Genomic DNA, 26,139 nt, shown 5'->3' on the forward strand with positions numbered 1-26,139 from the left:
AAATTCATAGAATATGAAACTTAATTATGTATTATAGGTAGCCTTTTTTATTGAAAAATTATAACTAAATAATCTATCTTTATTAGTTTCTAATAATTAAATTGCTAGATTAACGTATTAAGGGTTAGATTCTTATACTTCATATAAGAATCTATATCTCATTAAAATAAGATCTTTAACGTATAAAAAAGCATATCTCCCTACAAAAGGGAAGTATTCATTTCCATAAAGAATTACCTTTGTTACGTACTCAAGCAGAGGGGTCGCTGGATTTTGAGTGATTAATACTTTTTTTGCTTTACTTTGCTTTAATGCCTCGCTAAGTCTAGAATTATAGCTACAGCCACCTGATATTGAAAATATAACTAGTAATGAATTTTCATCTAAGGATTTTATATTATCTAGCTGTTTATCAATATCTACAAAAACTGTTGCAAACTTACCTAGTACCATTAATTCACTCTGAAAATCAAGAGTAATGCTTTGCCCTGTATTTAAACCTACAAGTGATACAGTTGGATAATCGTGTATATACTGAACTAGTTGGTCAATTTCCTCAGTCTTCAACGTCTCAGTAGCCATATCTATATTTTTCTTAGCCATAAAAAACAGATCAGAGGCATCCTCATTGATGTTCATATTTATGCTTTTATTTCTTGGATCAAAATATTCATTGTCATCATATACTAACATGTTTTTAAATTCATAAAAGCTGTTGCAACCTAGTTTCCTACAAAATCTACTTATGGTAGATATGGATACATAACATAAATCAGCCAGCTGATTTATACTCATGCTTGATATTTTATTTATATTTTGAAGCATTAACCAAGAAATATTGTAGTCAATATCTTTTTCATTACTGGTATTAATTATTAATAATAGCTTATGAACAACATCACTCATTTTTTCACCACCATTGTATTAATTTTTAGCCTTTGTATTAAGTCATATTACAGTATATATAATTTAAATTTATTATAATATTGATGGATCATGTGTATTGTTAAATTATAAAATATATTTTTAACATTACATTAAATTATTTCAAAAATATGTACTATCGGAAATTAAATTTGTCTTCTTAATAAGAAGTAACTATAGTTGCATAAGCTTTTCTATAATATTTTCGCATATTTTATGTGTAAGCAGTGCATCATCTAAGGATATAGTAGTTTCTTTACCATCTCTTATACAATCTATAAAATGATTTATTATTTGATAAAAACCTTTTCTATATAAGGTTGTATCCCAGTCTCCTAATTTTCTTAAGCTTTCTTCGTTATTAGATAAGTTCGAGCTGATAGACATATCTTTTACAACAATTTTTTTTCCAGGACACATATATTCAACAAGTTCTTCTGACATCCCGCTATCCCTGTTCATTATGGCAATTGAAGTAGTATTTTGATTTGATAGCTTTGTAACTACATTATATAATTTATCATTTTTTATTAATCCATTTACCTGGAGGTCGGAGATACTTCCACCCATTAAAAATCTTGCTGTATCAAGCACATGTATATAATCATCAAGTATAAAAGTTCTTATGTCTTGAGGGCTAGCTACTCTGTTTTTTTGCACTAAAACTACATTAGCAGTTTCTTCGCTTTTAATTGAAGAATACATAGGAGCAAATCTTCTATTGAACCCTATCATCAAGGTTCTGTTATACTTATTTGCTATGTCTACTAGTTGTTTTGACTCTTCATAAGAGTAAGAAATCGGCTTATCTACGTAAACATGTATTCCTGACATAAGTAATTTCTTACAGATTTCAAAGTGAGATTCAGTTGCTGTATGAACAAAGGCAGCTTGAATCTTCGAATTTATTAAATCATCTATGGAAGTAGTATATTCATTAACTCTATATTTTTTAGCTTGCTCTTTTAAATTTTCGATATTCCTTGTACAAAATACAAGTTCTATATCCTCTCTTGCTGTTATAACAGGTAAATATGCTTTTTGGGCAATTCCACCTAAGCCTATAACTCCAATTCTCATATCAATACCTCCTAGTAAAAAATCTTTACTTTAATAATTATAAATCACCTAAACTACAATGACAAACAGTTATATATAATGTAAAGTATTATATAAGCATGTACACTGGGGCTAGTTAAGAAAATTTAACATGATAAAGGCTTAAAAATCTTGTACCTAAGGGATTTTTAAAAGTTTATAGACAACATAAGAAGAAATTATTTAGAATTGGGGGCTAAAGAAGTGAATGATAAGATAAAAATATTAATAGCGATGATTATTTTTGGAAGCATAGGTATTTTTGTAAAAAATATAAATTTACCATCTCTAGAGATTGCTTTTTTAAGGGCTACAATAGGCAGTCTATTTTTATTTTCATTTAGCATAATAGGAAAGCAAAAGGTTTCTATATCAAAAATAAGAGAAAATGCAATACCATTAATACTTTCAGGTATAGCAATAGGTTTTAATTGGATATTGTTATTTCAGGCATATAAGTATACAACAGTTTCTATAGCTACTATAAGTTATTATTTTGCACCGATGTTTGTTATAATTGCAGCGCCTTTTATACTTAAAGAAAAACTTACAGGAAGTAAATTAGCATGTCTAATAGCAGCATTGATTGGAATAGTCATGATATTGAATTCAGGCGAAAGTGCAGGTGGATTTTCACAAAATATTAAAGGTATAATGTATGGGCTTAGTGGAGCTGCTTTATATGCAACAGTAGTATTGACAAATAAATTTATAAAAGGTTTGTCAGGATTTGAAACTACATTAATTCAACTTATAGTTTCAGCAATAACACTTTTACCTTTTATAATCTATAGAGGAGAAATAGAGAAAGTTTCATCATTGGGTATTAAGGGCATTTTGTTTGTATTAATTGTTGGAATTATACATACAGGTATTGCTTATCTATTATACTTTACGGCTATGAAAGGATTAGAAAGTCATTCTATAGCTATACTTAGTTACATTGACCCTATATCAGCAGTAGTTTTTTCAACTTTATTACTAAGTGAATCTATTACTGTTGTTCAGGTAATTGGAGGTATTATAGTACTCTCATCTACATTTTTAGTAGAAAGTATAGGTAAACTATCAGTCCAGAGTTTTCAAGAATAAATTAAGTTTTTGTATAGCAAATATCTATGGTTAGTTTTTGGTATCTTGGCAATAATATGTATATGATTCATATTTAGACTTATATATTATTGAGGTGGGTTTATGAGAATACCAAATCACGTAGGGATAATTCCAGATGGGAATAGAAGATGGGCTGTAGATAAAGGGCTATCTAAGGAAAATGGATATATTTCAGGAATAGACCCTGGATTAGAACTTTTTACTTTGTGTAAAAATGCTGGGATAAAAGAAGTAACTTATTATGGTTTTACGGTTGATAATACTAAAAGGCCTGCTGAACAAAGAAAAGCATTTACAGAGGCTTGTATTAATGCTGTACAGATTCTTTCGAATCAAGATGCAGAATTACTTGTAGTAGGAAATACAAAGTCGGATATGTTTCCGCAGGAACTATTGCCTTATACAGTAAGAAAAACATTTGGCAATGGAGGGATGAAAGTTAACTTCTTAGTGAATTATAGTTGGAAATGGGATTTAGACCATCTTAAAGGTGCTAAATCTAGAAGTAATAATATCAATAATCAAATACAATCTTATGATGTATCAAGAGTAGATCTCATAATAAGATGGGGTGGCAGGAGAAGGCTAAGCGGATTCCTTCCTGTACAGTCTATTTACTCAGACTTTTATGTTATTGATGAATATTGGCCAGATTTTAAGCCAGAGCATTTCTACAATGCACTTAGCTGGTATAGTGATCAAGACATAACTCTTGGTGGATAAAATGGAATCATTAGTATAATAATTTGATTTAGAATTAGTAAATTTAAGGATATAAATATACTTAAGTTTATACACATAATAAAGTTGAATAGAGATAAATTTGTGGATAGAAATAAAAAATAGTGTGGATAATCTCAAACATAGGTGAGATTATCTGCACTATTTTACTACCTAGAAGAATATAAAATTTTAAGCTGTCATATCTTAGATATTCCAATAGGTTTATTAGCTACGTAAAAAGCTTATTCAACTGTGAATCTCTTTAATGAATACGAACAATTATGTTATGATCCTGAGCTGTTATTGCTTGTGCCATTGTTTGTGTTATTATTAGAACTATTATTGTTGTTTGTTGCTCCGTTGTTGCTATTATTATTTTGTCTTTGAGGCATATTTGCTCTTACTTTTTCCATAATCTTATCAGCTTGTGCTTGTGTTATTGTACCATCTGAAACTAGTTTAGTAAGTGGATTAAAGTTTCCCCTATTTCCTTTGTTTTGCCCGTTTTGATTATTTGATGCTTGTTGACCATTTTGGTTGTTTTGATTTTGTTGATTATTATTTTGTGTATTGTTATTAGCATTACCTTGACTATTACCATTGTTATTATTCTTCTGTCCGTTAGGTCTTTGAGTAGATGTAGTTAATGCCTCCAGAACCTTAGTTCCTTGATCTTTAGTGATAGTTCCATCAGATACAAGTGAGTTTACACTATCCTCCATTTGTTTCTTTCGTTCTTCTGAATTTGCTCCAAAGTTCCTTCCGTTTTGTTGCCCTTGTTGTCCTTGTTGATTTTGAGTAGCTGCATTAGCCTGTGTATTTTTATTAGAGCTACTACATCCTGTAAGCAACAATCCTGTGATACTTATAGCTGAAATAAGCATCACAAGTTTTTTAGATAATACGTTTTTTATCATGTTTTCACTCCTTAAATTTCCGTTATTTTAATTTGAATATTTTTATATAGACTGCTTGTCTAAAAAAATTATATTTTATTATTGTGTCAATTTGATGTGATGAGTTTGAACAAATTGTTACTAAAGACTAATTTGACGGTATAAAAATGCGGTTTGGTTAGAAAAAATAAATTTGGAAAAATAAAAAATATATATTGACGAACCTGTACGTACAGCATATAATTAAAACATAGACAAACTTGTACGTATAGGTTGTAACCAATGAAAATGTTTTTCTTGTTTTGAAAAGGACTTATTGAATGGATTTTTTATTTAAAGTCTATGTAATCATTTACTAAATTAAATTTTAAACATAAACTTATTTATATTAAGATGTCGGGGGGATTATATTATGGCTAAGTTTTCTAATGATGCAAAGCTTTTATTAGAATATGTAGGTGGAAAAGAAAATATATCAGCTGTAACACATTGTGCTACTCGTATGAGATTTGTACTAGCTGAACCTAAAGAGGCAGATGTGAAGAAGATTGAAAGCTTAAAGAGTGTAAAGGGAACTTTTACTCAAGCAGGTCAATTTCAAGTTATTATAGGTAATGAAGTATCTATATTTTACAATGATTTTGTTGAAGTAGCGGGCATAGATGGAGTAAGTAAAGAGCAAGCAAAAGTGGCAGCTAAGGGAAATATGAACTTTATGCAAAGACTACTAGCAAACCTTGCTGAAATATTTACACCACTTATACCAGCATTAGTAGTAGGTGGTTTGATATTAGGCTTCCGTAATGTAATAGGAGATATAAAGCTGCTTGATGGAGGAACTAAGACCATAGTAGAAGTATCACAATTTTGGTCAGGCGTACACTCATTTTTATGGCTTATAGGTGAAGCGATATTCCACTTCTTGCCTGTAGGAATAACATGGTCTATATCAAAGAAAATGGGTACAACACAAATATTGGGTATCATATTAGGTATTACTTTAGTGTCTCCACAATTATTAAACGCTTATGCAGTTGCAGGAGCAAAAGAAATTCCAGTTTGGAACTTTGGTTTTGCACAGGTTCAAATGATTGGTTACCAAGCACAAGTAATTCCAGCAATACTTGCAGGATTTTTACTTGCAATATTAGAGAAAAATATTCGTAAAGTCATTCCTGAATATATATCAATGATAGTTGTTCCGTTTTTATCACTTGTACCAACTGTATTAATAGCACATACAGTTCTAGGTCCAATTGGCTGGAAGATTGGTTCAGGCATATCATACGTAGTGTATAACGCTTTAACTTCTTCTTTTGGATGGCTATTTGCTGCAGTATTTGGTTTTGCTTATGCTCCTTTAGTAATCACAGGTTTACATCATATGACAAATGCTATAGATTTACAGCTTATGGGCCAATTAGGTGGTACAAACTTATGGCCAATGATAGCTTTATCGAATATAGCACAAGGATCAGCAGTATTAGCTATGATTTTCATAAATAGACATGATGAAGAAGAAAAGCAAGTATCTATACCAGCATGTATATCATGTTACTTAGGGGTAACTGAGCCAGCAATGTTTGGTATTAATCTAAAGTATATATATCCATTTTTAGCAGCTATGACTGGATCTGCAATTGCAGCAGTTATATCTGTTGGATCAGGAGTCATGGCAAACTCTATTGGAGTAGGTGGGCTTCCTGGAATTCTATCAATAAAACCACAATTCATGCTTACATTCGCTTTATGTATGGTTGTAGCAATTGCAGTACCTTTTGTATTGACAATAGCTCTTTCAAAGAGAAAAGCAATAAAAGATAAAGCTAGTTTAAACGGATAATAGAATTTGAAATTAAAGTGAAGATAGAGGTAGGAGGAGACTCCTTCCTCTTTAACACTTATTTTAAAGGAGCAGATTATATGAAGGACTTTAGAAAAAGCGTAATTTATCAGATATACCCTAAGTCATTTAAAGATTCTAATGGAGATGGAATAGGTGATTTAAGAGGAGTTATAGAAAAAATTGATTACCTATGTGAATTAGGAGTAGATTATATTTGGCTTACTCCATTTTATGTTTCTCCGCAGAAGGATAATGGATACGATGTTGCTGATTATTGTAGTATAGATAAAAGATTTGGAACGATGCAGGATTTTGAAAAGTTGGTTGAAGAATGCTCTAAAAGAGGCATAGGTGTTATGTTAGATGTAGTTTTTAATCATACCTCTACTGAACACCAATGGTTCAAAAAGGCTTTAAAAGGAGAACAAAAATATAAGGATTATTATATTTTTAGGAGACCAAAGGACGATGAGGAGCCAACAAATTGGCAATCCAAATTTGGAGGATCAACTTGGAAAAAGGTAAATGACGAATATTATCTCCACTTATTTGATGAAACTCAAGCTGATCTAAATTGGGAAAATAATTCTGTTAGAGAAGAAATATATGATGTAGTAAGATTTTGGATGGATAAGGGTGTAAGTGGATTTAGGTTAGATGTTATAAATTTAATTTCTAAGCCAGATATATATGAAGATGATCTTCAAGGAGATGGGCGAAGATTCTATACAGACGGGCCACATATACATGAGTATTTAAAAGAATTAAATAGTAGGGCTTTTGCAACCAAAGAAGGTATTTTAACAGTAGGGGAGATGTCATCTACTGATATAGATAACTGTGTAAGGTATTCAAATCCTGAGGAAACAGAATTATCAATGGTTTTTAATTTCCATCACTTAAAGGTCGATTATAAAGATGGTGATAAGTGGACACTTATGGATTTTGATTTTTTTAAGTTAAAAGATATATTTAATAGTTGGCAGCTAGGTATGGAAAAAGGTAATGGATGGAGTGCACTCTTTTGGTGCAATCATGATCAACCTAGGATAGTGAGTCGCTTTGGAGATGAAAAGAAATATCATAAGCAATCTTCAAAGATGCTTGCTACGGCAGTTCATATGCTTAGAGGAACTCCTTATATATACCAAGGTGAAGAAATTGGGATGACAAATCCACATTTTAATAATATAGAACTATATAAAGATGTAGAATCTATAAACTACTATCATATACTTAAGAAAAGTGGACGACATGAGAATGAAATATTAGAAATACTAAAAGCTAAATCTAGAGATAACTCAAGAACACCAATGCAATGGGATAGTAGTGAAAATAGTGGATTTACATCGGGAAACCCTTGGATATCCTTAAGTGATAATTATGATACGATAAATGTTGAAGATGCAATAAAAGATAAAAATTCTGTATTTTATCATTATAAGAAGTTGATTGAGCTAAGAAAAAAATATGAAGTTATATCACTTGGAAGCTATATACCTATGTTAGAACAACATGAATTGGTTTTTGCATATATGAGAGAATATGATGGACAAAAGCTTATTGTTATAAATAACTTTTATGAAGATGAATGTGTAGTGGACATGCCGAATATTTGCAATATAAAAGATTACCAAGTAGATATATTACTTTCAAATTATGATGATTCACAGGATTTAGATGAGCAAATAAAATTAAGACCATATGAATCTATAGTTTATCATTTGAAAAATAGGAATTGATTAAATAAATTTCGACATAGGGACCTCTTAGCAGTGTATACTTGTTGAAACTTGTATGTATAAGTGCTAAAATATTTACGGTGATATATATGGATAGTAAATACTTAGCTATATATAATGATATAGTTAATAAAATAGAAATTGGCAAGATGGAGCCAAACTCAAAGCTTCCATCTGAGAGTGAACTTATGGAGGCTTATAGTGTATCAAGAGATACCATAAGAAAAGCTTTAGCACTTTTAGAGACAAATGGATGCATACAAAAGATAAAAGGAAAAGGATCTTTCGTTCTTGATGTAAATAAGTTTGACTTTCCTATGTCTGGATTAACTAGTTTTAAAGAGCTTGCAGGAAAGATGGGAAGTGGCTCTAATACTGTATTAAGGGAATTAGAACTTGTAAGTGGAGATAATTTTATAATGAAGCAGCTGGAATTATCAGAGGCTGATGAAGCTTGGAAGGTAGTAAGAGTTAGAGAAATTGGCGGTAAGAAGATAATTCTAGATAAAGATTACTTCAACCAAAAGTATGTTCCAGAATTAACGAAAGAAATTTGTGAAAACTCTATATATGAGTATTTAGAAGGAATTCTAGGCCTCAAAATCAGCTATGCTAAGAAGGAGTTTACAGTTCAGCAAGCAACAGAAGAAGATAAAAAAGTATTAGATTTTGAAAACTTCAATATGGTAGTTGTTGTTAAAAACTATGTTTATTTAGAAGATACTAGTTTATTTCAATATACAGAGTCTAGACATAGGCCAGATAGGTTTAGATTTGTAGATTTTGCTAGAAGAAGATAAATGTGAGTAGTAAAAAAAGAGGTTCTGATTGCTCAGAACCTCTATATTTAAGTTATGAAATATTATTTGAATATTGTATTTACATAAGTTTTAATAAACTAAGGTAATTATCTTATTGCAACGCCTGCGCTAGCATTTCCTGTTATTACTGTAGCAAGTGCTGTAGAAGTTGCGTAGAATACCATTAATAATCGAGTTTGAGCTGTTACTGTCTCAGATAAAGTAACTATTCCGCTTGCATTTGTTCCTATAGTAACTATTCCAGTAGTAAGATCTGGCTTTAATTGTACAATTGCGCCTGGAACAGCAGTAAAAGTATTTGAACCTATAGGAGCACTAAATAGCTGAGCTGTAACGGTTGCTGGAGCTGTAAGAGTTAATGCAGCTGTAGTACTAAAATTTGCAGCCAAAGAAGTAATTAGTCCATCACGAGGAACTGTAAAAGCTTCGCTTAGAGTGGTGCCAAGCAATGGTAAGGTGTTACCAACAATTGCAACTCCAGGAGTTGAAGTTCCAAAGCCTATAAGTGAAGTTGTAGTAATAGCTCCAAGTAAAACAGTTGAAAGTACAGCAGGTATTAGACCTGATGAAAATGGAATCATACTTCCCCCAGTAGGTCTAGTATTTGTTTTGCGAACACGGGTAAGTGTAGGACAAGGACAACAGTGATGTTGATGATGATGATCATCTGGACAACCATGATCAGTTGGACAAAAATCAGATCTATTATAATCTTTATACATTGACATATCAAAAATCCCTTCCTTAAAAATATAATGATATAAATATATGAATGGAGTTTTATATATTTATATGTTTATATAGATTATGCTATATTATAGTATATAAATAGGAAGGCGAATTGGTGTATTAATTTGTCAGATAATCGTGAAAATAGTCGTTTTATTCATTCTTTAGGTATTTATCAAACCATTGCGTTATTTCTGTAAGCCTTCTAACTCTATGTCTAGGTTTGCCGCTTCTACTCAATTCATGATTTTCTCCCTTAAACATACAAAGCCTTGTTTCTACTCCATGGTATTTTAATGCAGTAAACATTTGAAGAGCTTCAGGAATCCAGCATCTATAATCTTCGTTTGAATGTAGGAATAGTGTTGGTGTTTTTACCTTATCTGCATATTTTAGTGGGGAGTGAAACCATACTTTTTCATAATCGCTCCAAGGTGTTGCTGCAGTTTGATCTGTTCCAAAGAAATAACCTATATCTGTAGTTCCAAAAAAAGAAGTCCAGTTTGAGATGCTTCTTTGAGAAGCAGCAGCCTTAAATCTATCTGTGTGGCCAATTATCCAGTTAGTCATAAATCCGCCATAAGAACCTCCAGTTACACCAACCCTTGACGAATCTATAAAAGGATATCTTTTTAATACCTCATCAGTAAATTTCATAATATCTTCATAATCTATAGTTCCATACTTTCCTCTAATATCAGCAAACTCATCGCCTTTTCCATCGCTTCCTCTAGGGTTACAGAAAAATACTGTATATCCTTCGCTAGCTAAGTATTGCATCTCGTGGAAGAATACTGTGCCGTATACTGTTTTAGGGCCGCCATGTATATCTAATATTGCAGGATATTTTTTGGTTTCATCAAAATCTACAGGCTTAATAACCCAGCCATCTATTATTATGCCTGGCTCTGTTTCAATACTTACCTTCTCTGGAGAAGAAATAGACTTTTCTGATTTAACCCAATCATTAAAAGTAGTCAATTTTTCAGCAGTATTATTAGCTACAGTATAAATTTCTTGAAGAGAATCAGTAGTCATTCCTATGAATAATACATCATCGTTATTTATACTTATGCCGTCAACAGTTCCATTTCCGTTAGTTAGAGTTTTTATATTTCCGTTAACATCTATCTTATTTAATAAAGAGTTATCATTTTCTGTTGTTATAAAATATAAGGATTCTCCTTCGATTTGCATTGTTACTGAACCAGCATATCTACAGTCTGAGCCTACAGAGTTATCTAAAGCTTTATCAAAATCAGGTGTAATACATTTTTGCACAAAATTATCTAATTCAATAGTATAGAACTTTGAATTTTCATTTATACCGTATTTAGACATATCTGTTGCTGCCACTATAAGTTTATTAGTAGATATAAAGTTTGCAAACCTATTGCTCATAGGCAATGTTTGAGGAACTACAGTGAACTTTTTTTCTTTTAAATCATATATCGAGATTATGTTTGTAAGTGGCATTTTATCTTTAAAATTATAGCTTAGTATTACAAGCTTATTTTTGATTGCATCTAAGTCAAAGAAATCAACATTTGTAGCTTCGTCTGTAATAGCTTCAACTTTTTGTGTTGCAGCATCAAATAAATATAGTCTTGTTCTTTGATTTCTAGTGAATCCACCTCCATTTAGCCAAAATGGTATTTCTTCAAGTATTTCATAATCTTCTTCTTCTTTTCTTCTGTTTAATTCTTTTTGTTTTTCATCAGAATTTAAATAAGCTAAATCAGTTTCATTAGGGCTATAATCTGAAGTAAATACGTAAAGGTTCTCATTAATTTGTTTTATAGAGTTTACAGATTTAGGGATAGTAAATAGTTTAACTGCTTCTCCACCATGGATATTAATCTTATAATATTGAGTGAACTCTTCTCCACTCTTAAGCTTTTCTTTATCCTTAGAATCTCTTTGGCCAGGGAAAATTATATTTTCAGAATCAAGCCATAAAAAGCTCTTTTCAGAATCAAAAGCTGTAAGTCTATATTTAGAATTGTTTTTTAAGTCAAGAACCCATAAATTTGACAGATATTTGTTATCCTCAAGATCTGCTTGGTGTACTACAAAGCAAGCATGGTTACCATCAGGTGAATGCTTTAATGAAGATAAAAAAGTATACTTAGTGAAATCATCAATTTTTATTTTTTCCATATATTAATCCTCCATTCAATTTATACCAGTAATACTTGCGAAAAAAGGGGAGAGTTACAGTAACCCTGCCCTTAATAAAATACTTTATTTAACTTCTACAATCCATCCTTCAGGTGCTTCTTTGTCACCAAATTGAATTCCCGAAAGGGTGTCGTAAAGTTCTTTAGTAATTGGTCCTACTTCTGTTTCACTATGGAATACATGAAGTTTATCTTTATAGAAGATTCCACCTATTGGTGTTATTACAGCTGCAGTTCCGCAAGCTCCTGCTTCTTTGAATTCATCTATATTATCTATAAAGACATCTCTTTCTTCAGCTTCTAAGCCTAAATATTCTTTAGCTAAATGAAGCAAGGAATACTTAGTTATGCTAGGAAGTATGGATGGTGAATCAGGTGTTATAAATTTATTATCCTTTGTTATACCAAAGAAATTAGCAGCTCCAACTTCTTCAATCTTAGTATGTGTTGCTGGATCTAGATAAATACAATCTGCATAACCACCCTTGGCTGCTAGTTCATGAGGATGTAGACTTGCAGCATAGTTTCCACCAACCTTAGCTGCACCAGTACCGTAAGGTGCTGCTCTATCATAATCTGAAATTATAAAGTTTACAGGAGTTATTCCACCTTTGAAATAAGCACCTACAGGTATGCAAAATACGCAGAATATATATTCAGGTGCAGGTTTTACCCCAATGTTATTGCCAACACCTATTACGAAAGGTCTTAGATATAATGTTGCACCAGTGCCATAGGGTGGAACAAAATGTTCATTTGCTTTAACAACTTGAATGCAAGCATCTATAAACTTTTCTTCAGATATTTCTGGCATTAATAATCTGCTACAGCTTGCAGCCATTCTTTTTGCATTTTGATCAGGTCTGAAAAGTTGGATTTTTCCTTCTTTAGTTCTATATGCTTTTAATCCCTCAAAGCATTGTTGACCATAATGTAAAGCTGTTGAAGCTTCGCTTATTGAAAGCATGTTATCCTCAACAAGTGCTCCATCATCCCATTTTCCGTCTTTCCATTTAGAAACATAACGGAAATCTGTTTTGATATAATTAAACCCCAATGTACTCCAATCAATATTTACTTCTTTAGACATTAAAAAGCCCCCTGTTCTATAAATTATACTTTTAAGTTCCTGTGATATAGATGAACTACTTAACACTTAAATTCATATTTTCAAATTATCTTACTAGAAACCGTAGGAGTTTTGAAAATATTTTTAGCATTGAAGCAATTCATCTTTAATTTTATCACTTTTAGTTACAATGTAAAATAAACTTTTTCCTTTCGAAGTAATTAAGATAGTTTTTGTCTAAATATGTAGTATAGTTACCAAAGCATACATTTTTTTAACTTAAAATAGGGATATTTCAACTAAACTGCGTGTTTTTTAACTGATTTGTAGTAAAAGTAGTTAAATTGTTTATTAATTATCAAAAAATATATTGATTTCAAGTAAATCCTCTAATATACTTAATTTAATAAAATAAAACTTATCGGAATAGTTGGTAATTTAAATTAATAAATTACAGAAGGTCTACGATTCATGGTTTTCGGTACTTATTGGCGAGCTTACTCAGCTAATCTGAGCGTAAATGTTAATTTCATAACAAAAATAATTTTGGGGAGGTCTAGCTATGAATATTAACAATAATGCTAATATAGTCTGGCACAATACCAGTATTAGCAGAGAAGACAGGGAACAGCTATTAAATCAAAAAGGCATTCTACTATGGTTTACTGGATTTTCAGGTTCTGGTAAATCCACAGTTGCAAACGCATTAAGTGTAAAGTTGCACAATGATTCTTATCTAACCTATTTATTAGATGGGGACAATCTAAGACATGGATTGAACTCAGGACTTGGGTTTTCTAAAGAGGATAGAATTGAAAATATAAGAAGAGTAAAGGAAGTATCTAAACTCTTTGTTGATGCAGGTGTTATAACATTAGCTACCTTCGTTTCTCCTTTTCGAGAAGATAGAGATGGTATAAGAGAGTTACTAGGAAAGAGGTTCATAGAAGTTTTTGTAGATTGTGATTTAGAAGTTTGTGAGGACAGAGATCCTAAAGGGTTATATAAAAAGGCAAGAACTGGACTTATAAAAGATTTTACAGGAATTGATTCACCTTATGAGAAGCCTAATAATCCTGAAATCACTATATATACACATAAGTCTTCTATAGATCAGTGTGTAGAGCAAATAATTGCTTATCTAAAAGAAAGAAAATATTTAATAACGAGCTAAAGTACTTGGGGGGCTAAAAAATGAATATTAAAAAAATCCTTGCTTCTGTAATGACATCTGTAATGGTATTGGGGCTTTTCGGATGCTCATCAAAAAGCGAAGACACGTCTAAAGTCAGAATTGGCTTTTTCTCTAATATTACTCATGCTCAAGCTTTAGTAGGAATGAATAATGGTGAATTTCAGAAGGCTATAGGAGATAAGTATAGCATAAGCTGGAAGTTGTTTAATGCTGGTCCAGATGAACTTCAGTCTCTTCTTGCAGGTAGCATAGATATAGGGTACATAGGCCCTGGACCTGCTCTAAATGGTTATATAAATTCTAAAGGAGCCATTCAAATTATTGCTGGAGCTTCTAGCGCAGGAGCAGTTCTAGTTGCTGCGAAAGATTCCTCTATAAAGAATGTAAAAGATTTATCAGGGAAAAAAGTTGCTATTCCTCAATTTGGTAACACTCAGGATTTATCCTTAAGAGCACTTTTAAAGGAAAATGGATTGAAAGAAAAGACATCTGGGGGAACAGTGGATATAGTACAGGCAGAAAATTCATTAATTAAAACTCTTATATCACAGCATAAGATAGATGCAGCTTTAGTTCCAGAACCATGGGGATCCAGATTGGAAAAAGAGGCTGGTGCTAAAGTGGTTGTTGATTATAAAGATGTTTGGAGAGGTGGAAACTACTCTGTAGCTGTGGTGGTTGTAAGAAAAGATTTCATGGAAAAACATCCAGATGTGGTTGAAAACTTTTTAAAGGCGCATGTTAAGATGTCTGATTATATTAGCTCAAATCCAGAGAAGGCTAAAACTGAGATAAATAAGGAGTTAGATAAGCTTACGAAAAAACCTCTTAAAAAGGATGTGCTTGATAAAGCTTTTACAAGGTTAGTGATTACTAATTATCCTATACAGGATTCTATAACCGAAATGGCGGCTATATCAAAAGGAATTGGATTTATAAGAGAAGAACCAGACTTAACTAATCTATATAATTTAGATACGTTAAATAAAGTTGTTAAGGAAAAGCAATAAGCGAAATAAATAAGAAGGGGGAAAAATGGTTGAGTCTTGTAATTGAAGGAGTAAATAAGAAGTTTAAAACTAAGCATAAAGAAACTTATACCTTAGATGATATTAATCTCACTTGTAATAAAGGTGAATTTGTGTGTATATTGGGGCCATCAGGTTGCGGAAAATCTACCTTACTAAATATCATTGCAGGCCTTGAAAGTCCAACTGAAGGAAAGATAAGTTTAAATGGTAATGAGATAAAAGGGGTGGGAGTTGACAGAGCTGTAATGTTTCAAGAATCAGCACTGTTTCCTTGGTTAAAGGTAATAGATAATGTTGAATTTGGAATGAAGATTGCTGGTGTTCCAAAAAAAGAGAGACGAGAGAGAGCTCTACATTATCTTAAAATGGTTCATCTAACTAAGTTTCAAAATTCATATGTTCATGAACTTTCAGGAGGTATGAGGCAGAGAGTAGCTCTTGTAAGAGCATTGACTTTAGATTCAGAAGTGTTACTTATGGATGAACCTTTTGCGGCTTTAGATAGTCAGACTAAGAACATACTTCAGACGGAACTTCAAAAGGTTTGGCTTGAGACCCAAAAAACAATAATATTCATAACTCACAGTGTTGAAGAAGCGGTGCTTTTAGGTAATAGGGTGATTGTTATGTCTGCAAATCCGGGGAAAGTTAAAAGAGAGTTTAAGATAGATCTCGCAAGACCAAGAAAAGTTGAAGATGTAAACTTAACTTATATAGCAGCACAGGTTATGGAGGAACTTAGAGAGGAGGTTGAGAGAATTGCAAGAGCTGAATACGACAATGATTGGAGTATTGAAAAAGGTAGCATTTTATATTCTTCTACTAGCGATATGGGAACTGGTATATAAGCTTGGAGTTGATGTTTTTGCTATATGGAAGCCATATACTTTTCCTTCACCTTTTGAGGTGTTTAAAAGTTTATTTAATTTAGTTAAGGATAATACCTTATTTACAGCAATATTAGCAAGTATGGGGAGACTTTTATTAGGTTATTTATTATCAGTAGTTATTGGTCTATCATTAGGGTTATTTATAGTTCGATTTAGGTATATAGGAGATAATATCAAAGCTTTAATTCTCGGATTACAGACTTTACCCAGTATATGCTGGGTGCCTTTTGCAATACTTTGGTACGGCATAAGTGAACAATCCATCATATTCGTTATAGCAATGGGATCAATATTCTCAATATCTATAGCAACTGAAGGAGCTATAAATAATGTATATCCTCTGTATATAAAAGCAGCAAAGACTATGGGTGCTAAAGGTCTTAAGTTATACATTAACGTAATTATACCTGCAGCACTTCCTGGAATTGTTGCTGGTATGAAACAAGGCTGGTCCTTTGCGTGGAGAGCTTTAATGGCAGGAGAAATGATCTCTTCTTCAAAAGGGCTAGGTTATGTGTTAATGGTAGGAAGAGATGTGGGAGATATAAGTCAAGTAGTAGCTGTTATGGTAGTAATAATTGGGTTAGGGCTTCTGCTAGATAAAATAGTATTTGGTAAGATTGAGGCAAACATAAGACAAAAGTGGGGACTTAAAACTGAAATATAGGCAATAAGGGAGGCTAAAAGTTGGAATTTAGAAAGGAAATACTTGAGACAGATGTGTTAGTAATCGGTGGGGGAACTGCAGGATGCTTCAGTGCTCTAACCATTACTGAAAAGTCTGATTTAAAAGTTATAATTACCGATAAAGCTAATATAAAGAGAAGCGGATGCCTTGCAGCAGGGGTTAATGCACTTAATGCATATATAGGAAAAGGTGAGACTGCTGAATCCTTTGTTGAGTATGTAAAACGAGATTCAGAAAATGTCATAAGAGAAGACCTGGTTTATAGTATTGCTAAAAGATTGAATGGTGTAACTAAGAAGATTGAAGATATGGGCCTTCCTATATTAAAGGATGAAGCGGGTAACTATATTCAAAGAGGTAAGAGAAGTGTAAAAATAAATGGTGAAAATATCAAGCCTCTTTTAGCTGATGAAGTTAATAAGATAACTAATATAACTGTTTTAAATAGAGTGAATATAGTTGACTATCTTATTAGAGATAATGAAGTAGTTGGTGCTATTGGATTCTCCTTAGATGAAAATGTTATATATAGTATTTATTCAAAGTTTGTAATATGTGCCACAGGAGGTGCAGCAGGAATATATAAACCTAATAATCCCGGTTTCTCAAGCCATAAGATGTGGTACAGTCCTTTTAATACTGGCTCAGGTTATGCAATGGGGATAAAAGCTGGGGCAGAAATGACATCTTTTGAAATGAGATTTATAGCTTTAAGATGTAAAAATACTATAGCTCCTACTGGAACAATCGCACAAGGAGTAAAAGCAGAGCAAATAAATTCTCTTGGAGAAAATTACGTATCAAAGTATGGAAGACCTAATACCCATATAAGACTATATGCAACAGTTATGGAAAACAAGATCGGAAATGGACCGTGCTATTTAAAGACTGAGGGTATCTCAGAAGAATTAGATAAAGATTTATTTAAGGCTTATCTAAATATGGCTCCAGCTCAAACCTTAAGATGGCTTGAGAGATCCACAGGCCCATCTAAAGAAAATGTAGAAATTGAAGGGACTGAACCTTATATAGTTGGTGGACATACTGCAGGTGGTTATTGGATAGATAAAGATAGAAAGACAACCGTAAAAGGTTTATATGCTATAGGTGATGTAGCTGGAGGAAGTCCTAAGAAGTATGTTACAGGATGTTTTGCTGAAGCAGAGATAGCAGCTGAGTCTATAATTAAAAATATTGAGGGCAAAACAACCTATAAATTAGATAGTGAAGATATAGAAGAAAAAATAAGTGTTATAAAGAGTTTCTTTGAAAATGAATATTCTGGGCACTCAATAAAAGAAGTTGAAGAAATGATGCAAACTGTGATGGATGAGTATGCTGGAGGTATATCAAAATCCTATATCTATAATGAAAATGAACTAAATATTGCAGGAGAGAAGATAAAAGAATTGATGAGCTTAGCATACACTCTAAAGGCTGAAGATTTACATCAGTTAATGTTTATCTTTGAAATAATAGATAGGTTATATGTTTCTAGAGTTTTAATTGAGCATCTAAGAGCAAGAAAAGAGACTAGATGGAGATGTTATCAGGAAAATGAGGATTATCCAAACAGAGATGATAAGCATTGGATGAAGTATGTAAATTCCATCTATAAAAACGGCACAGTAAATATTATATTTAGAGATTTAATTGGAAGGGATGAATCATATGAGCATAAGAATTGATAAAGACAAATGCATAAGATGTGGAAAATGTATAAAGGTTTGTCCTGGAAGTTTAATCTATAAAGATGAAGATAAAAAAGCTTATATAAAATATGAAGATGCCTGTTGGGGATGTACAGCTTGTTTAAAGGAATGCGGCAGTTCTGCGATCACATATTTCTTAGGAAATGATATTGGTGGAGCAGGTGGAGTGATGAAGGTAAAAAGAGATGGGCAGTACTGGCAATGGGAGATTACAGATATTGAAGACAACAATCATGTTGTAAGGATAAATACAAAAGAGTCCAATAAATATTGATACGAAGCTAATAAGTTTAACAAGTAGACTAGGGGGTTATTACATTGAATCATTTAGATAAGTTAGAAAATAAAAGTATTCATATATTAAGAGAGGCATATAGTGAGTTTAAAAACTTAGGAATGCTGTGGTCCATAGGTAAAGACAGTACTGTACTTCTTTGGCTTGCAAGAAAGGCTTTCTTTGGACATGTGCCAATTCCTCTTGTACATGTAGATACACATTATAAAATACCTGAAATGATACAGTATAGAGATAGATTAGCATTAAAGTGGAAACTTGATATGATATACGGAGAAAATAAAGAAGCTCTTGATAAAAAAGAGACATTTCCAGATGGTAATGTGACTAGATTAGAGTGTTGTAAAAGGCTAAAGACTGAAGCTTTAACTAACACTCTTAATGGAAGCTGGCCAAGATATAGAATGAATCATGATATCGGTAAATATGAAATTGATAAGAATACAGAACCTTTTACCGGAATAATTGTTGGGGTAAGAGCGGATGAAGAAGGAAGTAGATCAAAAGAAAGATATTTCTCGCCAAGAGATAAAAACAATGATTGGGATGTTGCAGAGCAGCCACCAGAATTCTGGAATCAGTATAAGACTGATTTTGCTCCAGGTACTCATGTAAGAATACATCCATTATTAGACTGGACCGAACTTGATATATGGGAATATATAAAAAGAGAAAATATTGAAATGGTATCACTGTATTTTGATCAAGGGGAAGGCAAGAGATATAGATCACTAGGATGCTATCCATGTACTACTCCTGTAGAATCTACAGCAAAAAATGTTGATGAAATCATAGAAGAGCTTAAGACTGGAAAGTTTGCAAATATAGCAGAAAGATCAGGAAGAGCTCAGGATAAAGAAGATGGCGGCGGATTAGAAGAATTAAGAAAGAACGGCTATATGTAGGAATGGGGGCTATTAAATGAGTTTTGTCAGAGAAGATATGAATATAGTAATTGTTGGACACGTTGATCATGGAAAGAGTACTATTATAGGAAGACTTTTAGCAGATACAAATTCACTGCCAGAAGGAAAGCTTGAACAGGTCAAGGAAAGATGCAGAAGAAATTCAAAGCCTTTTGAATATGCTTTTTTACTTGATGCATTAAAAGATGAACAAGAGCAAGGTATAACGATTGATGCAGCAAGATGTTTTTTTAAGACTGATAAGAGAGACTATATAATTATAGATGCACCAGGACATATAGAGTTTTTGAAGAACATGGTAACAGGTGCATCAAGAGCAGAAGTTGCTTTACTAGTAATAGATGCTAATGAAGGGATTCAAGAGAATTCGAGAAGACATGGATACTTGTTGTCTATGTTAGGCATAAAGAATGTAGTTGTATTAATTAATAAAATGGATCTAGTAGATTATAGTGAAGAAGTTTTCAATAATATAGTTAAGGAATATACGGAATTCTTAAACAAGATAGATGTAGAACCAAGATATTATATTCCTGTAAGTGGCTTCTTTGGAGAAAATATAGTGTCTGCATCTGAAAAGACCCCGTGGTATAACGGACAATCAGTATTAGATATTCTAGATGGTTTTGAAAAGGAGAAGCTTCCAGATGACAAACCTTTTAGAATGCCAGTTCAAGCTGTTTACAAGTTTACAGGTGATGGAGATAATAGGAGAATTGTAGCTGGAACTATTGAAACAGGACGCATTAAGGTTGGAGATGAAGTTGTATTCTATCCTTCTGGTAAAAAGAATAAAGTTAATTCCATCGAACTTTTTAATGCAGAGGCACCAGCAAGTGCAGGATCTGGCTCAGCTATAGGATTTACTTTCACTGAGCAGATTTATGTAAAAAGAGGAGAAATGGTTACTTTAGCAAGTGAACCTAAACCTAATGTTGGTAACAGGATAAAGGTTAATCTATTTTGGCTTGGTAGACAGTCAATGGTAAAAGGTAAAGACTATCTTTTAAAGGTAGGTACAGCGAAAGTTCCGGTAAGAATTGAAGAAATAACTAAAGTCATTGATGCATCAAATCTAGAAAATGAAGTAAAGGATTCTATAGATAGACACGATGTAGCTGAATGTATACTTAGAGCACAAAAACCAATAGCATATGATTTGTCTCATGAAATAGCTCAAACAAGCAGGTTCGTAATAGTAGATAACTATGAGATAGCTGGAGGAGGAATAATACTAAAGGATCTTGAAGATGATAGTGCATGGTTAAGAGATAAGGTTATAGTTAGAAATACTAAGTGGGAAAATAGTAGTATTTCAAAGGAAGAAAGAGCAGAAAAGTATGGACAAAAACAAGCTTTAATATGTATAACAGGACAAAAGGATGTAGGCAAGAAAGCCATAGCAAAAGAACTTGAAAGAAAACTGTTTAATGACGGCAGAATTGTTTATTTCCTTGGTATAAGTAATGTGTTATATGGAGTAGATGCAGATATTAAACACACAGAAAATGATAACAACGAAGAACACTTAAGAAGATTATCTGAGGTGTCAAATATTTTAGTTGATTCAGGGGCTATTCCTATTGTGACAGCAGTAGAACTTGGCAGAGATGATATTGAGATAATTGAAACAGCTGTTGATTCTGATAAAATAATAAAGGTTTGGGTAGGAGAAGAGGTAACTACAGATATTGAATACAATCTTCATATAAAAGATTATGATACAGTGGATGTAGCGGTTATAAAGATAAAAACACTTCTACAAGATAGAGGCATAATATTTAAACCTTTTTAAGCAACATATCTAAAAATGCAAAGGATATTCATCTTTTGCATTTTTATTTTATTGTACTAATAAATACCACATGTTAGACATGGGTTTCTAAAAAGCTTATAGCTATGGCGAGAATAAATAATAATGACTTTATAGGAATTATTTTGAGAAAACATCACTTTCATTTATAATATAAATAAATGATTTCATAAGATTAATGATGACATAATATTGGGTGAGATAACAGTATTTATATATTGGGGGCTGTTTAAAATGATAAAAAAGATGATTTCCACAATGGTTAGGCTTTTTTTTGGGCTTTTTCTATATGCCTTAGGACTAGTCTTGGCTATAAACTCTAATATTGGACTATCCCCATGGGATGTTTTTGGTCAAGGAATATCAAAAACCTTAAATATTACTATGGGACACGCAACCATATCGGTGGGTTTTGTTATCGTACTGATAAACTTTATCTTAGGAGAAAAAATAGGTTGGGGAACTATATTTAATATGATATTCATAGGAGAGTTCATGGATTTGTTAATGCTTAATAGAATAATACCAATTAGTACTAATTTAGTTGTTTCAGTTATGATGATGTTTTGTGGTGTTATGGTTATAGCACTAGCTACTTTTCTTTATATAGGGGCAGGATTAGGTGCTGGACCAAGAGACGGCCTCATGGTTGCGTTGACTAGAAAGACAAGAAAATCAGTTAGAGTAGTAAGAAGTGTTATAGAAATAAGTGCACTAGTGGTTGGATATTTACTAGGAGGCTTTGTAGGAATTGGTACACTGATAATGGCATTTTCGGTTGGTCATGCAGTTCAGTTTATTTTTAAGTTATTTAAATTTGATGTATCTAAAGTAGAGCATAGATATATTGTAGACGATATTATTTTGGTAAAAAATAACCTTTAATAAAAAATAAGTAAAAAATTAAGGTAATACAAATATGCAAAAACATGAAAATTTATGCATAATACTGATGATTTAAGCTTTTTTAGGATGATTATATATATCATCCTTTTTTATTTAGATTTTAATATAGTAAAATATACAATAAATCAGGGTTATACAAGAAAAAGTACACTTTGTAAATAATTAGTATTTAGAGTAGTAAATAAAAGAATTTTTGAGAATCAGTGATTAAAAGTTAATAAATAAGATATAAATTATATTAATTGGCATATATGAATAGAAAACGACAAAAATATATAAGATTTTCATTTGTATAATTATAATATAGTATTTATAATTTATGAGGTGCTTTAATCAATTATACTGATAAAGTATTTAAATAACATGTTATATTTGAAAAATTTATTGAGTGTAAAATATATAAATGGGGGTATGGACTTGAACATATTCAGACGTAAAACAATTAATGATTTTAATGAAGCAACAGAGCATAGTGGTCTTAAAAGAAAACTTACAGCTTTTGATTTGGCTGCTTTAGGTATTGGTTCAGTAGTTGGAACTGGTATATTTGTAGCTACAGGACAAGGTGCTAAGATTGCTGGACCAGCTGTCACAATATCTTATATAGTTGCAGCTATAGTTAGTGCTTTATGTGCACTTACTTATTCGGAATTGGCATCAATGTTTCCTGTTTCAGGTAGTACATATTCATACTCCTATGTTGCTTTCGGTGAGATAATAGCTTGGATAATAGGATGGGATTTGATATTAGAATACTTAGTTTCTGCATCAGCAGTTGCTTCAGGGTGGTCGGGAACCTTAATTGGGATACTAAAGGATTCAGGTATCGTTATTCCCACTGCATTAACAAAGGCTCCAATAAGTGGTGGTATAGTTGATTTACCTGCAGTGATCATAACTCTTGTAATTACTTGGGTTTTATATATAGGAGTTTCTGAAAGTGCTAAGATAAACAATATAATAGTAGGAATTAAAATATTCGTAATACTTGTGTTTGTAGTATTAGGTATAACTCATATAAATGTGGCAAACTATCACCCTTTTGCACCTTTTGGAACAAAAGGAATAATGACAGGGGCATCAATAATATTCTTTGCATTTATAGGATTTGATGCTGTTTCAACTGCAGCTGAGGAAACTAAAAATCCAAAGAAGGATGTACCTATGGGACTTGCTATATGTTTAATAGCGGTAATTGTTCTATATATTGCAGTATCCTTGATACTAACAGGGATAGTACCATTCAAGAGTATAGATATTAATAACGCTTTACCAGGTGCATTATCTACTATAGGGATAACTTGGGGATCTGCTTTAGTTGGTGTTGGAGCTGTAATAGGAATGATTTCAACTTTACTTGTAACTCTATATGGACAAGTAAGAATATTCATGGTTATGTCTAGAGATGGATTACTTCCAAAAAGATTCGCAAAGGTAAATAAGAAGTTTGGAACACCAGGCCTTTGTACTGTAATAACAGGTATAATAACTGCTATTATGGCAGGGTTCTTACCGCTAGATATTATAATGGAACTTTGTAACATAGGAACTTTATTTGCATTCGTTCTAGTTTCTATAGGGGTTGTAGTTTTAAGAAAGTCTATGCCGGATATAGAAAGAAAGTTTAAATGTCCAGGAGTGCCATTTACTCCGATATTAACAGTTATATTCTGTGGATATCTTATGTCTTTCTTACCTATCCAAACATGGATAAGATTTGTAGTTTGGCTTTTGTTAGGATTAATCATATACTTCATTTATGGATATAAGAACAGTAGTTTAAATAAATAGTTATTCAAAATACACTATATCAATACTTAAAACAACAAATTAGTATTGGATAGTGTATTTTTATCCAATAAAATTCAGATTGAGACAAGTAAAATTCAGTATATAAAAACAATTAAATGATATATTTTCCATTGTAAAAATTGCTAAATGTCTTGAAATAAAGTAAAATTAATAAGGACATATTAAACTCTTAGAACAAAAAAGAAAGTAGCATATAGGGGGAGAAAAATGAAAAAATTAATTGCATTCTTATTTACATTTTTATTAGTTTCTTTTGGATTAGGACACAATGCTTTTGCAGCAACAAATGATGATAATTCAGACATTCTTGCAAAGATTCAGCAAACTAATCAACAAATTCAAGTTTTAATTGATAATGCTCAAATAAAGGGTTCAGAAATAAATCAAGAACTCGATAAAAAAGTAGTAGAGTTAGAGAACCAAAAGGCTAATTATGAAGGACAACAGGATAAGATAGCTGAAATTGATAAAGAAATTGTTAAATTAAGAGAAGAAGCTAACAAAGAGATAGACAAGCTTTGTTTAGATTTATATAATGAAACTGAGGACTTAGCTAATGCAATGGTATCAGAGGCTAGAGCTGCAGGAATTGATGTTGAGAAGGAATACTTTGACTATAATATTGGCGGGAAAATTATTGCTATAGATCCTGTTCAGGTAGTTGATTAAATATTAATAATAAGTTAGGCTATTTAGTCACTATCTAGTATTTATATGGAACTAATTTTGGGAGGAATTATGTCTGGAATATTTTTTAATTATAAAGGTGATTATATAGAAAAAGTTTTAAGTAATAAAAGTGAACTGGCTCTATTAGCAAATGGTGGACAAACAGAAATAATGCTTCAACGAATTGAAAAAAATACTACCTTTTATATATATCCAGGTGATAATTCTGAACTTATGGAATTCTTTTATTTATTAGAAGGTGAAGTAGCACTACAGCTAGAAGATAAAATAGTTAAGCTTACAGGAGGCGATTATTTTATCTCTAAAGATTTAAAAGATAAGGCCTTTTTTAGAACTGAAACTGATGTATCTATGCTTTATGTTAGTAATGAGCAAGTTTTTCATCTTATGAGTGTTAAGATGAAAAAGTTGTCACAGATGAGAGAAGCTGTTGAAAAGAAAGATATGTATACACATGAGCATGGCGAAAGAGTAAAAGAATATGCTATCAAAATAGGTGAAAAACTACAATTATCCAATACAAGAATGACTTGTCTAAATTTTGCAGCTGGTTTCCATGACTTAGGAAAAATAAATGTTCCAGATGAAATTCTTAAAAAACCAGGTAGACTTACAGCAGAAGAGTTCGAATATATAAAAAAGCATCCTAAGGATGGTGAAGACATAGTGAAGGGCACGTTCATACAAGAAGCTGCGCTTGCAATCGGCCAGCATCATGAGAGATTAGATGGAAGTGGTTATCCTTTAGGGTTAAAGGGCAAGGAGATTTGTATGGAAGCTCAAGTTGTAGGTGTCGCAGATTCTTATGATGCTATGACCTCTGATCGTCCTTATAGAAAAGGGATGGAGCCAGGTGAGGCTTTAAGGGAACTTAAAGCCTTGGCAGGGAAACACTACGATGAGTTGATTATATCTAAGTTAGAAGAGGTACTTAAAGAAGAAGGTTTAATATAAAAAATACATCTAAGAGTTTAATAAAAAATTTTGCTTAATAAATAATAGAAAGGCAGTTTAAGCTGCCTTTCTATTATTTTTACTTT

General features: G+C 32.0%; 23 protein-coding genes. 17 read left to right on the top strand and 6 right to left on the bottom strand.

The window, feature by feature from the left end; all coding sequences use genetic code 11:
- Positions 1–132: 132 nt before the first annotated feature.
- Together J3477_RS19995 and J3477_RS20000 are read right to left on the bottom strand one after the other, a co-directional pair.
- Positions 133–906: a MurR/RpiR family transcriptional regulator gene (locus tag J3477_RS19995; RefSeq protein WP_206871743.1), complete on the bottom strand. Its 774-nt coding sequence runs from the start codon at positions 904–906 to the stop codon at positions 133–135.
- A gap of 192 nt (positions 907–1,098) precedes the next feature.
- Complete coding sequence (locus J3477_RS20000) at positions 1,099–2,004, bottom strand: Gfo/Idh/MocA family protein (protein WP_206871745.1); 906 nt, start codon at positions 2,002–2,004, stop codon at positions 1,099–1,101.
- Positions 2,005–2,226: 222 nt separating this feature from the next.
- On the opposite strand from J3477_RS20000, the gene J3477_RS20005 reads away from it, so the two are divergent.
- Both J3477_RS20005 and uppS read left to right on the top strand, forming a co-directional pair.
- Positions 2,227–3,114 (top strand): DMT family transporter, encoded by an 888-nt coding sequence (locus J3477_RS20005; RefSeq protein WP_228731325.1) that lies wholly within the window; start codon positions 2,227–2,229, stop codon positions 3,112–3,114.
- 102 nt (positions 3,115–3,216) lie between these two features.
- The gene (uppS, locus tag J3477_RS20010) at positions 3,217–3,858 is read left to right on the top strand and encodes a polyprenyl diphosphate synthase (protein WP_206871746.1); all 642 of its coding nucleotides are present in this window, start codon (positions 3,217–3,219) and stop codon (positions 3,856–3,858) included.
- Between the two features lie 284 nt (positions 3,859–4,142).
- On the opposite strand, the gene J3477_RS20015 is transcribed toward uppS, so the two are convergent.
- Complete coding sequence (locus tag J3477_RS20015; RefSeq protein WP_206871748.1) at positions 4,143–4,775, bottom strand: hypothetical protein; 633 nt, start codon at positions 4,773–4,775, stop codon at positions 4,143–4,145.
- Between the two features lie 391 nt (positions 4,776–5,166).
- Between J3477_RS20015 and treP the strand changes: the two genes are divergently transcribed.
- The 3 genes from treP (at position 5,167) to treR (ending at position 9,142) form a co-directional block, all read left to right on the top strand.
- Positions 5,167–6,597 carry a PTS system trehalose-specific EIIBC component gene (gene treP, locus J3477_RS20020; protein WP_206871750.1) on the top strand — a complete coding sequence of 477 codons (1,431 nt, stop codon included), beginning with the start codon at positions 5,167–5,169 and terminating at the stop codon, positions 6,595–6,597.
- Positions 6,598–6,677: 80 nt separating this feature from the next.
- Complete coding sequence (gene treC / locus J3477_RS20025) at positions 6,678–8,342, top strand: alpha,alpha-phosphotrehalase (protein ID WP_206871752.1); 1,665 nt, start codon at positions 6,678–6,680, stop codon at positions 8,340–8,342.
- Positions 8,343–8,431: 89 nt separating this feature from the next.
- On the top strand, positions 8,432–9,142 hold the full coding sequence (treR, locus tag J3477_RS20030; RefSeq protein ID WP_206871754.1) for a trehalose operon repressor: 711 nt from the start codon (positions 8,432–8,434) through the stop codon (positions 9,140–9,142).
- Between the two features lie 107 nt (positions 9,143–9,249).
- On the opposite strand, the gene J3477_RS20035 is transcribed toward treR, so the two are convergent.
- The 3 genes from J3477_RS20035 to J3477_RS20045 all read right to left on the bottom strand — a co-directional run bounded on the left by J3477_RS20035 (position 9,250) and on the right by J3477_RS20045 (position 13,162).
- On the bottom strand, positions 9,250–9,891 hold the full coding sequence (locus J3477_RS20035; protein ID WP_206871756.1) for an exosporium glycoprotein BclB-related protein: 642 nt from the start codon (positions 9,889–9,891) through the stop codon (positions 9,250–9,252).
- A 154-nt stretch (positions 9,892–10,045) separates the two neighbouring features.
- Positions 10,046–12,052, bottom strand: coding sequence for an alpha/beta hydrolase family protein (locus tag J3477_RS20040; protein WP_206871757.1), 2,007 nt, complete (start codon positions 12,050–12,052; stop codon positions 10,046–10,048).
- A gap of 84 nt (positions 12,053–12,136) precedes the next feature.
- Positions 12,137–13,162 carry a branched-chain amino acid aminotransferase gene (locus J3477_RS20045; protein ID WP_206871759.1) on the bottom strand — a complete coding sequence of 342 codons (1,026 nt, stop codon included), beginning with the start codon at positions 13,160–13,162 and terminating at the stop codon, positions 12,137–12,139.
- 541 nt (positions 13,163–13,703) lie between these two features.
- On the opposite strand from J3477_RS20045, the gene cysC reads away from it, so the two are divergent.
- From cysC to J3477_RS20105, 12 genes are all read left to right on the top strand, one after another.
- Complete coding sequence (gene cysC / locus J3477_RS20050) at positions 13,704–14,315, top strand: adenylyl-sulfate kinase (protein ID WP_206871761.1); 612 nt, start codon at positions 13,704–13,706, stop codon at positions 14,313–14,315.
- Positions 14,316–14,335: 20 nt separating this feature from the next.
- Positions 14,336–15,346: an aliphatic sulfonate ABC transporter substrate-binding protein gene (locus J3477_RS20055; protein WP_206871763.1), complete on the top strand. Its 1,011-nt coding sequence runs from the start codon at positions 14,336–14,338 to the stop codon at positions 15,344–15,346.
- Positions 15,347–15,375: 29 nt separating this feature from the next.
- Positions 15,376–16,215, top strand: a complete 840-nt coding sequence (locus J3477_RS20060; RefSeq protein WP_206871765.1) for an ABC transporter ATP-binding protein — start codon at positions 15,376–15,378, stop codon at positions 16,213–16,215.
- Complete coding sequence (locus J3477_RS20065; protein ID WP_206871863.1) at positions 16,148–16,924, top strand: ABC transporter permease; 777 nt, start codon at positions 16,148–16,150, stop codon at positions 16,922–16,924. The genes J3477_RS20060 and J3477_RS20065 overlap by 68 nt, the downstream gene beginning before the upstream one ends.
- Before the next feature lie 20 nt (positions 16,925–16,944).
- Positions 16,945–18,633 carry an adenylyl-sulfate reductase subunit alpha gene (locus J3477_RS20070; RefSeq protein ID WP_206871768.1) on the top strand — a complete coding sequence of 563 codons (1,689 nt, stop codon included), beginning with the start codon at positions 16,945–16,947 and terminating at the stop codon, positions 18,631–18,633.
- The gene (locus tag J3477_RS20075; protein WP_206871770.1) at positions 18,617–18,931 is read left to right on the top strand and encodes a 4Fe-4S dicluster domain-containing protein; all 315 of its coding nucleotides are present in this window, start codon (positions 18,617–18,619) and stop codon (positions 18,929–18,931) included. The genes J3477_RS20070 and J3477_RS20075 overlap by 17 nt, the downstream gene beginning before the upstream one ends.
- Positions 18,932–18,975: 44 nt before the next feature.
- On the top strand, positions 18,976–19,857 hold the full coding sequence (cysD, locus tag J3477_RS20080) for a sulfate adenylyltransferase subunit CysD (RefSeq protein WP_183279440.1): 882 nt from the start codon (positions 18,976–18,978) through the stop codon (positions 19,855–19,857).
- Positions 19,858–19,873: 16 nt separating this feature from the next.
- Positions 19,874–21,673, top strand: coding sequence for a GTP-binding protein (locus tag J3477_RS20085; protein ID WP_206871772.1), 1,800 nt, complete (start codon positions 19,874–19,876; stop codon positions 21,671–21,673).
- Positions 21,674–21,925: 252 nt separating this feature from the next.
- A complete protein-coding gene (locus tag J3477_RS20090; protein WP_206871774.1) occupies positions 21,926–22,576 on the top strand; it encodes a YczE/YyaS/YitT family protein in 651 nt (216 codons plus the stop codon).
- A 438-nt stretch (positions 22,577–23,014) separates the two neighbouring features.
- On the top strand, positions 23,015–24,388 hold the full coding sequence (locus J3477_RS20095; protein ID WP_206871776.1) for an APC family permease: 1,374 nt from the start codon (positions 23,015–23,017) through the stop codon (positions 24,386–24,388).
- Positions 24,389–24,616: 228 nt separating this feature from the next.
- Positions 24,617–25,078 carry a hypothetical protein gene (locus J3477_RS20100; RefSeq protein ID WP_206871778.1) on the top strand — a complete coding sequence of 154 codons (462 nt, stop codon included), beginning with the start codon at positions 24,617–24,619 and terminating at the stop codon, positions 25,076–25,078.
- 69 nt (positions 25,079–25,147) lie between these two features.
- Positions 25,148–26,053 carry an HD-GYP domain-containing protein gene (locus J3477_RS20105; RefSeq protein ID WP_206871781.1) on the top strand — a complete coding sequence of 302 codons (906 nt, stop codon included), beginning with the start codon at positions 25,148–25,150 and terminating at the stop codon, positions 26,051–26,053.
- Positions 26,054–26,139: the final 86 nt, after the last annotated feature.

The organism is Clostridium zeae, from assembly GCF_017312485.1.
Classification (GTDB): Bacteria; Bacillota; Clostridia; order Clostridiales; family Clostridiaceae; genus Clostridium_AR; species Clostridium_AR zeae.